General features: G+C 32.5%; 14 protein-coding genes. 10 read left to right on the top strand and 4 right to left on the bottom strand.

Annotation, left to right across the window (positions count from 1 at the left end; translation table 11 throughout):
• Window position 1: 1 nt before the first annotated feature.
• Entirely contained in the window at window positions 2-442 is a 441-nt protein-coding gene (locus QZU75_RS01825) for a hypothetical protein (RefSeq protein WP_296881247.1), read from the top strand.
• A 7-nt stretch (window positions 443-449) separates the two neighbouring features.
• A complete protein-coding gene (locus QZU75_RS01820) occupies window positions 450-1,154 on the top strand; it encodes an alpha/beta hydrolase (protein WP_296881246.1) in 705 nt (234 codons plus the stop codon).
• Between the two features lie 11 nt (window positions 1,155-1,165).
• On the opposite strand, the gene QZU75_RS01815 is transcribed toward QZU75_RS01820, so the two are convergent.
• Window positions 1,166-2,266 carry an acyltransferase gene (locus QZU75_RS01815; protein ID WP_296881245.1) on the bottom strand — a complete coding sequence of 367 codons (1,101 nt, stop codon included), beginning with the start codon at window positions 2,264-2,266 and terminating at the stop codon, window positions 1,166-1,168.
• Window positions 2,267-2,337: 71 nt separating this feature from the next.
• Here QZU75_RS01815 and ung point away from each other — a divergent pair, with 71 nt between their 5' ends.
• Window positions 2,338-3,000 carry a uracil-DNA glycosylase gene (ung, locus tag QZU75_RS01810; protein WP_296881244.1) on the top strand — a complete coding sequence of 221 codons (663 nt, stop codon included), beginning with the start codon at window positions 2,338-2,340 and terminating at the stop codon, window positions 2,998-3,000.
• The gene (locus tag QZU75_RS01805) at window positions 3,000-4,757 is read left to right on the top strand and encodes a DUF2207 domain-containing protein (RefSeq protein ID WP_296881243.1); all 1,758 of its coding nucleotides are present in this window, start codon (window positions 3,000-3,002) and stop codon (window positions 4,755-4,757) included. Before ung ends, QZU75_RS01805 begins: the two co-directional genes overlap by 1 nt.
• Window positions 4,758-4,762: 5 nt before the next feature.
• Here the strand turns inward: QZU75_RS01805 and QZU75_RS01800 are convergent, their stop codons facing one another.
• Window positions 4,763-5,362 (bottom strand): hypothetical protein, encoded by a 600-nt coding sequence (locus QZU75_RS01800; protein WP_296881242.1) that lies wholly within the window; start codon window positions 5,360-5,362, stop codon window positions 4,763-4,765.
• A 24-nt stretch (window positions 5,363-5,386) separates the two neighbouring features.
• Window positions 5,387-5,953 carry a hypothetical protein gene (locus QZU75_RS01795; RefSeq protein WP_296881241.1) on the bottom strand — a complete coding sequence of 189 codons (567 nt, stop codon included), beginning with the start codon at window positions 5,951-5,953 and terminating at the stop codon, window positions 5,387-5,389.
• 75 nt (window positions 5,954-6,028) lie between these two features.
• On the opposite strand from QZU75_RS01795, the gene QZU75_RS01790 reads away from it, so the two are divergent.
• From QZU75_RS01790 to QZU75_RS01775, 4 genes are all read left to right on the top strand, one after another.
• On the top strand, window positions 6,029-6,556 hold the full coding sequence (locus QZU75_RS01790) for a YgjV family protein (RefSeq protein ID WP_296881240.1): 528 nt from the start codon (window positions 6,029-6,031) through the stop codon (window positions 6,554-6,556).
• A gap of 96 nt (window positions 6,557-6,652) precedes the next feature.
• Window positions 6,653-7,255, top strand: coding sequence for a GNAT family N-acetyltransferase (locus QZU75_RS01785; RefSeq protein ID WP_296881239.1), 603 nt, complete (start codon window positions 6,653-6,655; stop codon window positions 7,253-7,255).
• Window positions 7,256-7,984: a flavodoxin family protein gene (locus QZU75_RS01780; protein WP_296881238.1), complete on the top strand. Its 729-nt coding sequence runs from the start codon at window positions 7,256-7,258 to the stop codon at window positions 7,982-7,984.
• A gap of 23 nt (window positions 7,985-8,007) precedes the next feature.
• Window positions 8,008-8,478 (top strand): pyridoxamine 5'-phosphate oxidase family protein, encoded by a 471-nt coding sequence (locus QZU75_RS01775; RefSeq protein ID WP_296881237.1) that lies wholly within the window; start codon window positions 8,008-8,010, stop codon window positions 8,476-8,478.
• A gap of 80 nt (window positions 8,479-8,558) precedes the next feature.
• Here QZU75_RS01775 and QZU75_RS01770 read toward each other — a convergent pair whose 3' ends face one another.
• Window positions 8,559-9,542 carry a hypothetical protein gene (locus QZU75_RS01770; protein WP_296881236.1) on the bottom strand — a complete coding sequence of 328 codons (984 nt, stop codon included), beginning with the start codon at window positions 9,540-9,542 and terminating at the stop codon, window positions 8,559-8,561.
• Window positions 9,543-10,127: 585 nt separating this feature from the next.
• Between QZU75_RS01770 and QZU75_RS01765 the strand changes: the two genes are divergently transcribed.
• Both QZU75_RS01765 and QZU75_RS01760 read left to right on the top strand, forming a co-directional pair.
• Window positions 10,128-11,984 (top strand): Ig-like domain repeat protein, encoded by a 1,857-nt coding sequence (locus QZU75_RS01765; RefSeq protein WP_296881235.1) that lies wholly within the window; start codon window positions 10,128-10,130, stop codon window positions 11,982-11,984.
• A gap of 58 nt (window positions 11,985-12,042) precedes the next feature.
• On the top strand, window positions 12,043-13,875 hold the full coding sequence (locus tag QZU75_RS01760; protein WP_296881234.1) for an Ig-like domain-containing protein: 1,833 nt from the start codon (window positions 12,043-12,045) through the stop codon (window positions 13,873-13,875).
• Window positions 13,876-13,900 lie beyond the last annotated feature (25 nt).

Raw genomic sequence — 13,900 nt, 5'->3', positions numbered from 1 at the left:
AATGAATGCATTTGATAAGATTAAAAAATCATGGTGGGTAATCCTTTCATTTATAATGTTTTTAAATGGATTCGGATTCATTTACATAGGCGTTAAGTACAGTAACCGAAATTGGATTATGGAAGGCGTTATGTATGAACTGCCATGGTTTATTTATTTAATATATTTCTCAATATTCGGAGGTCCTCAACCGGGCATATCCCATCCTTCATCTCTGATAATCTTATTTGCACTTATACTGTTATTTGTAAGTGTAATAAGGTCTGTTTGGGTTGCAGTTAAGTTATATGATATATATGATAATGAAGAAAAATATACAATTCAGGCAACATCCCTTAACAGTACAAAAGATGTTAAAAATACTAAGGATTCAAACAGCGGAATTGCATGCTGTTTATGCATATTGATAATATTCATAATTTTTGTAATTATTGCGTTGTAGTGATTTTATGAATAAAAAAAGATTAATAACAATAATAATTATTGTATTCCTTGCAGTATCGATTATATATTTACTGCATTATCATCCGGCTCAAAGCGAAGCAACCAAATATCTAGAGGGCAGTGAAAATGTTAGTGTAAAAAACACTACCAATGGAGTGTTGCTTGACGGCAAGGGAAATGATACTGCCATTATTTTTTATCCTGGAGCTAAGATAGATCATCTTGCTTATTTGCCTTTATTTAGTAAATTAGCCAATGAAGGATATGATTGTTTTTTAGTTCAAATGCCGTTAAATTTTGCATTTTTAGCTCCAGATAGTGCTGAGACAATTATAAGCAATACGAATTATTCAAATTATTTTATATCTGGTCATTCTCTTGGGGGTGCAATGGCTTCATCTTATGAGAATTCTACAAATAAAACTGACGGATTAATATTTTTAGCAGCTTATCCTATGGATGAGATATATAAGCCATGCTTGTCTATTCATGGATCAAATGACGGTATACTTAATATGGAAAAATTCAATAAATCAAAGGATTTAATAAAAAATAATTTTACTGAAGTTATCATTAACGGTGGAAATCATGGTCAATTTGCATATTACGGACACCAGACAGGAGATAAGGAAGCCACTATTTCCGCTGAATCACAACAAAACCAAACAGCAAAAGAAATAATTAATTTCATAAACAATATTGTCTCTTGAATATAATTTATTCAGGAGACACCACTTACTTTTTTTAGATAAGGTACATTATTTAAAAGCCACAATATTGCAAAGGAAATCATTAATGTAATCACTACAAATATAGGAATCCAAATTATTGAGTTCTGATGCGGAAAATCAATATACTGTATCATATTCATTTTTAATATATACAGCACAAGATAATGGCAGAGATAAATTCCAAAACTGTATTTGCTAATTGCATTAATAATCCCACCGATTTTTCCGGCTTCAAGTTTTTTAAAGGAATGAGTATTTGAGATGAATTTGACCGTTAGGAAAATAGCAACTGAAATTATTAGTATTTCATATGTAAAGTAACTCAGATATCTGAATGAATTGCTGGCAAGTGAGGTTGGAACCACATAATAACAGACGTATGATGTATATGATAATGCTGATAGAATTGAGAATATTATAACAAGCCATTTTGTCTGGATGTGTGATTCTAAAAAATCACTGTTTACAATGAAATGTCCGATTACTGCATATGCCAGAAAGGATAAGTAATAGCTTAAGAGTGAACGGTTGTATTCAGGGCTGAAAAATTGGAATTGAAAGAGAATTATGTATATTACTGAAATTACTGTTAAAATACTGATAAATTTCTTTTCAAAGCAGTCATATTTCTTGTTTCCAAATTCAACTGCTTTATTTATTATAAATATTCCAATATAGACAATGATAATCATCCAGACAAACCAGAAGGTCACTCCAAGTGTTCCTCCATGACCTAAAAATATGTCTATTGCATTGTCTATATCAATGGACTGTTGGATGTATATGAATGAATATGCAATTGATATTAATGCCCAGAATATGAATGGAATCAATATTCTGGATAATCTTTTTTTAAAAAATATTAACAGGCTATCTTTTTTACCAATAAGCAATGCACCACTTAACATTACAAATATCGGAACACAGAAATCTCTAAAACAATCATAAAAAGCAGTTGTGTAAAAATTAAATGTTCCCATATCATTGACGATATAAGATACTGAGGAATGGCAGAATATGATTCCAATGATTGCCATCGCTCTTAAAAAGTCAAAATAAAAGATTCTTTTAGATTTTTCCATAATTACCATTATAGTTTTTATCATTTATTGATTAAAAATTTTTAGAAAAACCTATTATAGTTAAAATATATACTAATTTTATGATTGGAAATGACTGGGATTTAGCATTAGCTGATGAATTTAAAAAGCAATATTTTTTGAATATATTGGATTTCGTTCAAGAAGAATATGCAACAAAAACCGTTTATCCTCCCTATGAGGACATGTTCAATGCCTTCAAATTCACACCATTAAGTAACGTAAAAGTTGTTATCCTGGGCCAGGACCCCTATCATGAAGAGGGTCAGGCACATGGCCTTGCATTTTCAACCCCTGAGGGAAGACCCATCCCAAGGTCCTTAAAAAATATATTTAAGGAAATCAATCAGGAATATGGTTATCCTATTCCAGAATCAGGATGTCTTGAAAAGTGGGCAGAGCAGGGTGTCTTTTTATTGAATACAGTTTTAACTGTTGAGGCAGGTAATGCAAATTCCCACAGCAAATGTGGCTGGCAGATATTTACGGATAATGTAATCGGAATTTTAAATGAACAGACTCAGCCTATTGTATTTATGTTATGGGGAAAACAGGCCGAAAAGAAAAAAGACTTAATTACTAATCCCAATCATTTGGTTTTGATAACTTCTCATCCGTCTCCTTTTTCTGCAAGGAGAGGATTTTTAGGCTCTAATCACTTCAAATTAGCTAATGAATTTTTAAAGGAGAATAATATTTTAGAAATCGACTGGGGATTGGAATAATGGATTTAAAAAAGATTGTTTTAATCGTAGCTGTAGTATTAATTGCAAGCTTAACGATTAGTATGGTTAGTGCTGATGACTCTTATTCAATCAGCCAGGCAAATATTGATTTGATTGTTTCAAACAATGGTATGCTTCATGTTAAAGAGGCATTTGTATATAATTTTCAAGGCACGTTCAACGGAGTTTACAGGGATGTGCCTTTAAAGGAAGGGGAAAACATTAGTAATATAAAAGTTCATGCTGACGGTGCGTATCCTGTTTTGAAACAGACTGATGAAGATGGTAAAAAACATCTGCAGATTTATCTGTATGCCGATGAGGGCCACACCAAAAAAATCAGTGACTGCAGCGTAACTGTATATATTGAATATGATTTGAAAAATGTTGTAACAGTATTTAATGATGTTTCCGCCCTTCAGTATAAGGTATTGGGCAGTGAATGGGATGTGGATATTGGAAAAGTAACAGGCCATGTGAAACTTCCTAACGGCACAGGAAATGAATTTTACCTGAATCCGAAGGCTTTAACCCAGTCAAGTTCAATGAATGGGGATAAAATTGAATTTACCTCAAATTCCATTTCCAAAGGTAAGATTTATGAACTGCTTGTACTGATGCCCGTAAATGATTTTGCAACATATCCAAACGCTAAACACGTTGATGAAGACGGACGGGAAATGATTTTGAAAAATATGAATGACAGTGTCAATTCAGAAAATTTCTGGAATGGAATTACTTCAATACTTGAAATAATTTCTTTGGCTTTTTTACCTCTTACATTAATAGTAACATATATTTTATATGGAAGGGAGCCTAAGGTGGATTACGACAGGATTTATGAAAGGGAACCTCCTACAGATGACCCTCCTAGTGTTGTCAATGCAATGATTGACAATAAGAATTTTGGAGAGCCGAATATTAGGGGATTCGAAGCAACAATAATGGATCTGATAGACAGAAAGGTATTCAACATCAAAAAGGATAATGAAGATCTGTTAATGACATTTAATGAAGGTGCAGATAATCTGGATTATGGAGAAAAAATTGTCTATAACTGTTTATCAGGCTTTGCAAGTGACGGTGTATTGAATCTCTCAGAACTTGATGACAAGATGGATTCTAGAGTTAATTCATTAAGGTTCGTCAATCAGTTTGACATGTGGAAAGAAGCTGTTGAAATGGAATATTTAAACGATGATATTAAAGACAGGTACTTTGACGACAGGGGAAATACAATTGCAGGATTTGCAGCTCTTGCCGGTTTAGCTGTTGCCGCAATATTTGCAGCAATATTTTTCTTCTTTGAGTTTTCAAGAGGATTCGAGCTTTTTATTGTAGGTCTTATTGTAGGTGCAGCGTCATTTGGAATATTGTATCTTCGTGATGATTTATTCGGAAGATGGACAAAAGAAGGTCGTGTCATATACCTCAAATGGAAAAACTTCAAGAAGTTTTTAAATGATAACAGTTTAATTAACGAACACCCTCCTGAATCAATAGTTATTTGGAAGGAGTACTTGATTTATGGAACTGCTCTTGGCGTAGCTAAAAATGTTGAAAAAGCTATGGACATTCATGTGCCAAGTGTCGACAGATATGACGGTGGAGTATTTATGTATCACCACTACGGTTCCAATACATTTTATCACTGCTACGGCACTGCAAGCAGCAACACTTCAAGCAGCAGTAGTGGCAGTGACAGCTTCGGAAGTTTTGGAGGAGGTTCCGGTGGTGGAGGTGGAGGAGCATTCTAGCTTCTCTAACTAATCACACCGACACTAACACCATTTGTTCCAACAGAAAAAAATGAATGATGTCTATTGTCATTGCTTGGAGAATCATATCTTTGTGATTCGATGGCATTGACAATCTTATAATTTTTGAATTCATCATCTAAAATATCATAGAATTCATCATGTGAATATTTTGAAGGTGATGAGCTTTTTACTATTTCTTTTACTTCTTTTGAAATGTTGTGTCCAATCCATGTGATGTAGTAGAACTCTTCACCGGATGAAAACCAAAGAATGGAATTGTTTGTTCCGTCATGCCTGTCATAATATGTGAAATGGACGGCATCATGGCCGGAAACACTAACCTTTTTTTCAGGGTATTTTTCAAGATAATATCCGTATAGGCTCATAATGTTGGGATTGACATATCTTATGGTAAACACATCAATATCCTCATCTGCTTCATACATGTTAAAGTCGCTTTTGTATGGATTTGCATACTGAGGAGGTATCTTGAAGTTTTCATAGCCTACATTTGCCGTAGTCCAGTTTGACGAATCAATTGCATTTGCCGCATTAATCAAAACAATCAGGGCAAAAAGAAAAATAATAATCTTTTTAGTCATGTTATTAGTATGTGTTAAAGCTATTTAAATAACTATCTCATAGTCCACTTTTCTGTTGTCTCTCATCCTTGAGTCCATATCCACCAGATCATAAACTAAAGGATTTGCAATCAGCATCATCCATATTTCATAGGTGGTTTTAACAAAATCATCGTTAAGCTTAATGTGGTCATGGACAATAGGGCATTCATAGGGAAACTCGGACTCGTCAAATATCAGATGAAACTCTCCCTTTTTGTTCAGGTGAGGTATGAGAGGAAATGTCCTGCACTGAATCGGCCTGATAGACCTGTCACATTTTGGAGGATTTATACATTTTACAAGATAAATCTGACCTTTCCATGAATGAGGATACTTTATTTCATCAGAATCCATATAGTATAGTTCAAAATCAGGGGAATCTTCATACATCAGCTCCTCGCCAGGAAGCAGATATAGTGCAAGCTCCTCATTTCTATAATCTTCAGCATCATAAACGCAGCAAACTTCACCGCAAAGTTTACCGCAGTCAAAATCAACAGGAGTGACACTGTCAAGTCTTTTATAAATCCTTTCAATTGATTTTTTCATTTCATCAGCAGTTATTTCCATAATTTAACTTTTAAACTCAATCCTATTAAAGATTTTGCAAAATATTATATTGCTTTAAAATTAAATAATTAAACAATGACATTGGCCCTCAATATTATTATAGGTAATGCAATATCATTTGTTGCAGGCATTTTCCTTCTTTTAAGCATGTGGGTTAATGATGAAAAGCAGGCATATAAGCATCAGTTTCTAAATGCATTCATATTGATGATTTCATCAGTTTTCTTTTTTTCATGGACCGGCGTAACCACAATGGGAATAGCTGCCGCAAGAAATGCAATGGTATATAATGACAGGCTGACCCTTAACTGGACAATATTTTTCATTGTTCTCTCTGTTGCTGTCGGTTTGATGGTCAATACGATGGGGATTATTGGATTGCTTCCGATTATGGCAATTGTACAGATAACAATCTGCAACTATACTCTAAAGAATATCAAATGGATAAAGCTCAGTTTCATAGTCAATGGAATATTTTATATTATTTATTTTATAGCTATTCTGGATTTTTCATCCACGCTCATCGAGTCATTTACTGCCCTTGTCGGGACTGTTTCATTTTTCAAGCTGATTTATGAAGAAAGGTTCGCCGGCTCAAATTAGTCTAAAATATATTTATCATATAAAATATAAAGTTAATGTATTGAATTAATTACAATATTGTATTTTTGTCGCAGTTAATTTATATTGATGATGAATATGGAAATAAGACTGGAAAAAGAAACAGACTATCTTGAAGTTGAAAAGCTTGTTAGAAATTCATTCTGGAATGTATACAGGCCGGGTGCCTATGAACATTATATTGTGCATAATTTAAGAAATGATAAAAGTTTTATTGCAGATCTTGCTTTTGTAATAGAAAATGACTCTAAAATCATTGCCCATATCAATTATTCCAAAGGAAAGATTAATGATTTAGAGAATGCTGTTGTATTGGGTCCTGTAGCTGTTGATGAAAATTATCAAAATCAGGGACTTGGCTCCATATTAATAGAATATACCTTGAATCTTGCCGAAAAAATGGATATTCCTTATGTTTTTGTAATTGGTGATGAGAACTATTATTCCAGATTCGGATTTGTCAGTGCATCAAAATACAATATTTTCCTGGACGGAACGCCAATGGATGATGAAAATCCCTTTTTCATGATAAAGGTATTCGATGAGAGTAAAATAAGTACTGATTTGGAAATATTTCACAATCCTGATGTTTTCAATGTTGATGAAAAAGATGTGGATGAATTTGACAGCCAATTCGAACATAAAGAAAAACTTATTAAAGAAGGACAATTAGGTGTTTAAATGAGGTATGTAATTATTAATGGGTCTCCAAGAAAGAAAAATACATGGGCAGTTGTAGAACAGGTGAAAACGAATCTGAATGGTGAATTCGATGAGATTCATCTTGCTAAAGAGAACATTCCTATGTGTGTGGGGTGTTATAACTGCATATTAAAGGGAGAGAAATACTGTCCTCACTTTGATAAAGTCAGTCCTATTGTGGAGAGAATTAAAAAAGCAGATGCAATCATAATGACTTCACCAGTCTATGCAATGAACGTAACTGCTCTTCTTAAAAACTTCCTAGACCATACTGCATACCTTTTTCACAGGCCAGTTTGTTTTACCAAAAAGGCAATGGTGATAGTGACAACCGCAGGTGCCGGTCATAAGAAATGTGCCAAATATATTGATGAAACATTGAGACATTGGGGGGTAAACAAGGTATATAAGTATGCAGTTGCCTGTGGAGGAAAGGACTTTTTAGATAAAAAAGCCATTGATAAAATAGCAGTAAAATTCAGTAAAGATGTTGAATCAAAAAAAATGCATTCTCCAAAACTTAATGATGTCATATTTTTTGATGTGTGGAAGGCAATGGCATTTAAAGACAATCCTATAGAGGCAGATAAGGAATTCTGGTTTGAAACCGGATTGGTTAATTATGACTTTTCACCTGATGTAAAATTAGGCATATTCAAAGTACTGTTTTCAAAAATCATGTTTAGAATCATGAAAAAAGTATTATAATTTCCTTAGATAAATATCATTGTATGTTTAGAAAAATGAGGCGGCAAAAGCAGGAACTTCCTGAAGATGAATGTATTGACATTTTGAAAAATGAACCTCGAGGCGTTCTGGCACTTTTAGGTGATAATGATTATCCTTATTCTCTTCCAATGAGTCATGTCTATGCTGACGGAAAGATATATTTCCATGGCGCACAAACCGGCCATAAAAACGATGCAGTTCAAAAACACTCAAAATGTTCTTATTGTGTAATGGATGAAGGTGTGAAAACTTCTGACAGCTGGTGGTATACTTTCAGAAGCGTAATTGTCTTTGGTCAGATTAAAACATTAACTGACAGTGACGAAAAGATAAGGGCACTTACTTTTTTAGGAGATAAGTTTTTTCCAACCCATGAAGAAACTGTTGATGAAATTTCAAGATTATTGGATAGAACAGAAGTATTTGAAATCACCATAGAACATATGACTGGGAAAATAGTGAAAGAAAAGTAGATGGATGGGATGTTTTTACTATAACTAAAACATTTTTTTAATGAAAATGTTCATTTGAGCTGATTGAAGTTTTAACTTAGCTATTTTTTAAATTCTTTTAAAAATTCTTTAAACAGATTTTCAAAATGTGAATAATCATAATTGTAAACAAATTCCTCAGCATTAAAACTTAAGATTTCCAGATTTTCAATTTTGTCTTTAAGGGGATATACGTCAAATTCAGAAGAGTAATAGGTATCTTCAGAAGCACAAGTTACAGATGTTTTTGCTTTGATATTGGATAATTTATCTTCCACATCATAATTTAATATGGCGTCATTTCTAAATTTGAAATCATAGATGTCTTCAGAGGAATTTTCTTCAACAAAAGTATCCATAAATAAATCAAGTTCATTACGGGTAAAATTTTGAAATGCCTTTTTTGGAAAATATTGGGAATATATTAATGAATTGATTGAAAACATAATCTTAGATAACTGTTCACTATATACATCGTCCATATATGCGTCAGTTGATTCAATAATAGTGTTCAGGGCTTTGCTAGTTATGTATCGATAGCCATTTGTTTTAAAAGAACTGTTTCCAATCATTAAAAATTCCATTTCATCAGGATATTCGCATGCCCAGGTATATGCTTCATAACCTCCGGTTCCAACACCGAGAATACCAAGTACTTTGCTTATATTGAATACTTCAGATAAAAATTTTCTTTTGAAATTCACACAATCTTTTATGGAATATTTTGGGAAATCAAATTTCAGTTTGGTTGTGGATGGAGAACATGATTCTGGATAACCTAAAGAAGTAATTGATATATAAAAAAAGTTATATTCGGATAAAATGCTTTCAGGACCAATCAATTGATGTAAATCTTCGATGGATAAGCAGTTTCCATTGAATCTATGGCAATAAATAATTGCATTGTTAACATTACCCTCTTCATCATATTTTGGAGTTCCTCTGGTGGTATATTCCACTTCAACATTGGGTAGAATGTCTCCATTTTCAAATTCAAATTCATCAAAAACATGCTTTCTGTAACCTAACTTATCCTGTTCGATCATTTTTTTTCCTCATTAAGGATTATATTAAACGGAATATATAATAATTGTGTCAAATTTTTTTTCCGTGAAAATTTTTTTGTTAAATTGTTTAATAATTTTTTATTTTTTTAAATTTATAACATTTAAAATTGTTTAAATTTTTCAAAGTCATATTTTTACAAAAGTTCTTTTATAAATTCTTTTTTTATGCTGTTTTTTTCTATGTGAAAGTTACATTATTGAATTAAATTGATTTTAATTGTAAATTTATCGATAATTTTTAATAATTAAATATTTTTATAAAAATTTTTTAATTTTGAATTTTGTAAAAAATTAATAATTTTCATATAAATTTGTTATTTTTTTATTCATTTGATTATTTGGAGCCATTATAATTAAATATATTTTAAAAAAATCAATATTTTTATATACTATATATTTTTAAAATAAATATGTGAATGCTTAAAAGATTAATAACTGTGTAATATACTTTGTCGTTTTAAAGGGAAATTTTCGAAAAAATTAATGAATGAATATTCATTGATCTTTTCATCAAAGAAGATTTTTTTAAAAAACACCAAGTATATTATTTAAGGAGTGATAATATTGAAAATCAGAAAGAGTTTAATTTTGCTGATGGTTTTTATTTCACTTTTCGTTATCGGTGCTGCTAGTGCTTCCGATAGCGATAATATAGCAGATACTATGGAATTATCTGCTGTTGATGATGAAATACAAACCCTTGAAATTGATGAAAATCAAAATACAAATGAAGTGTTATCCGCTGATGAGGGTAATGCCAAAGATATAGAAATTGATGTCAATGTTGAGAATAAAACATATGATGAACAGATAACTGTAAATGGTACTGTTGTCGACAATACCAGTTCAATTGACTTTGACAATAGTACTGTCGGTATAGATGTTGATGGAAAACATGTAGCTGATGTTACAGTATCTTCTGAAGGCAAATACGAATATGCTTTTGAAATAGGAGCTTTTGAAGTCGGCACTCATTATGTTAAAGCAACATTAATCAGTGGAACCGATAAAATCGCAACTGCTGGTACTGTATTCAGTATTAAAAAAGCCAACCCTATTGTAGTTCTTGAAAACGTTACTGCAATAATCGGAGCAGGTGTTAAAGTACCGGTAAATGTTACTGATCGCAATGGTAAAAAAGTCTCTGGGGACGCTATTGTAACAATAATCTTCCCTGGAAACAGCATAAGCAAATATGCAAAAATTATCAACGGAAGTGCTGAAGCAACCTTTGATATGGCGGATATGATGGGTAACATGATGGGCATGATGGGCGGTGATACCGACTGGAATTCAACATTCGGAGGAGGTAACTCCAGCCAAAACTCTACCATGAAATTCAACATATCAGATATCAAAAATATGATTAATGGAACCGGTAACGGATCCAGCCCTTACGGAGGCGGAGGTTATGGTCCTTTCGCATCCGGAAGCAGTGCTGTTAAATTCACTTACTTTTTACCGGTTGGAACATACAATATAACTGCAACTTTCCTGTCAAACAGAAATTATAATGAAGCTGAAAATAACACTAATCTTACTGTTGTTTACAACAGTGATGTTTTCTTTGTAACAGACATTACCTCTCCTAAAAACAAAGGAGACAAAACAATTGTAACCATCATAGCATTGGACAAATACGGAAATCCTATGCCAAAAATAGATGTAACAGCAATTGTTGACGACAATCAGGAAGTAAACGCAACCCTAGATGATAATGCAATGGCAACAGTTACTTTTGACAATTTAGTCACTGGTGATCATAAATTATTAGTTAGTACTAATGCCACAGGCAACATAACTAATCAGACCTTTGACTTTAGCATAGTTATTCCAAAAGTAAACCTTGCATTTGAAGCTAATGACATGTCTGTTGTTGCTGTAAATACTGCAGTCGATGGTAAAGTCGGCAAATATTTCACTGCTACTTTAAAAGATGAGTTCGGTAATATTTTAAACAATAAAACTGTACAAATCTCAATAAATGGTGAAAAATACGATGCAACTACAAATGAAAATGGAGCTGCTGAAATACAACTCAATATTGCAAAAGCTAATGTTTATACCTGTGCTATTGCTTATTTAGGTGATGATGCATATAATGGTGTATTTGATATAGCTAAAGTCACTGTAACTAAACAAACTGCTAAACTCACAACCAAAAGTGCATCATACAAAGCAAAAGCCAAAACCAAAAAGCTAACAGCAACTTTCAAGTCTGCTAAAGGAAAAGCAATCAAAAACAAGAAAATAACATTTAGTGTTAAAGGTAAGACCTACACTGCTAAAACCAATGCTAAAGGTGTAGCTACTGTTAAAGTGAAACTCACTACAAAAGGTAAATTCACTTTCACAGCTAAATTTGCAGGAGACGATACTTACAAAGCGCTTAGTAAAAAAGGTAAATTGACTATAAAATAATTATTTTGTTTAAGGAGGATTTAAATTGAAATTTAATAAAACTTTTCTAATTATTTTCATGGTTCTTATTTCAGTATTTGCTGTTAGTGCTGTAAGTGCTTCTGATAGTAATGATGTAACAGATATCATGAAGGTATCTGCTGATGATAGTGAAATAGAACTTATTGGTGTTGATGAAAATCAAAATGAAGTATTATCAGATAATGCATCTGATGTAGATATGAATATAATTGTTGAAGATGTACCGTATGATGAACAAGTATCTATCAATGTTACTGTCGTTGACAACACTGGTACTATTAACTATAACGAAAGTGGTGTTGAAATATATGTTGATGGTAATTATATAGTAGAAGAAGCACCTATAAATCCTACTTCTGGTCAGTCAGAAATTAAATTACCTTTAGGAGATTATGAAGTAGGAAGACATTATGTTAAAGCTACTTTAATAAATGGAACAGATAAAATTTTAACTAAAGATGCAGTTTTCTATGTTACAAAAGCAACTCCTATTATAAATGTTGATGATATTGTTGTTGATTTATATCAGAATGTTACAGTTCCTATTAATGTAACTGATAAAAACGGCAATAAATTATCTGGTGAAGCTGTTGTGACCATAACATGGGCATCCGATAGCTTAAGTAAAAGAGTAAAAGTTGTTTACGGTATCGGCAGTGCTGAATTTGATTTTACTGGCATTATAGGTATCTTTAGTTCCATGGGTATGGAAGAAATGATGAGTGCTATGATGGGAGGAGACTCCGGCGGCATGAACTGGGGAGAAATGTTCGGCGGTAACGGAACATTTAACTGGACTGAAATGATGAATATGAATTGGACAGGAATGTTCAATGGAAGCGGAGGCATGAACTGGGAAGAAATGTTCGGCGGTAACGGATCAGGCAATCCAATGGAAAGCATGATGACTGTATCTTTCGATTACATTTTCAACCCTGGAAATTATAATGTAACCACAACTTTCCTATCCAATAGAAACTACAACACTACAAATGTCACATCCAATCTTTTAATTGCTTATCTTGAAGATGTTGTTTACTTCGCAGACATTGCTCTTCCTAAAAACCTCGGAAATGATACTGTTGTAACTATAACCGTAGTGGATAAATACGGCAATCCAATACCAAATATTATGGTTACTGCTAGTGTAGACGGTAAACAAAGCAATGATGTAGCTCTTAATGAAAATGGTACTGGAAAAGTTTCATTTGCTAATTTAGTAAATGGAAATCATAATTTATTGCTTAAAAGCACTGTAAATGGTACTTCAACCAATAAAAGCTTTGATTTTGTTGTATCTCTTAATAAAGTAAATGTTGCAATTGATGCAAAAGATATCACAGCTACTGCTAAAATAAGCAAAGATTTCACTGCTACTATAAAAGATGAGTTAGGTAATGTTTTAAACAATAAAACTGTGCAAATCTCTATCGATGGTCAAAAATACAATGTAACAACTGATAAAGACGGAGTTGCAAAATTACCAGTAAACATTGCAAAAGCAGGAACCTATACCTGTACTGTGGCTTTATTGCAGGATGATAGTTATAACGGTGCATTCGACATAGCTAAAGTTACTGTCAATAAGCAAGCTACCAAACTCACTGTAGCTAAAAAAATATATAAAGCAAAAGCAAAAACCAAAAAATACACAGCTACATTAAAAACTTCTAATGGTAAAGCAATTAAAGGTAAAAAAGTAACCTTCAAGGTTAACGGAAAAACCTACACTGCAAAAACTAATGCTAAAGGTGTTGCTACTATTAAAGTAAAACTCAACAAAAAAGGAACTTTCAAAGTCACTGCTAAATTCGCAGGAGACAACATCTACAAAGCAGTTAGCAAAGCAGGTAAATTAATTTTTAAATAAAATTCGAACTTTATGATGAAATTAA

It is taken from the genome of uncultured Methanobrevibacter sp. (genome assembly GCF_902764455.1).
Taxonomy (GTDB): Archaea; Methanobacteriota; Methanobacteria; order Methanobacteriales; family Methanobacteriaceae; genus Methanocatella.
This window is presented reverse-complemented; position numbering and strand designations above follow the sequence as displayed.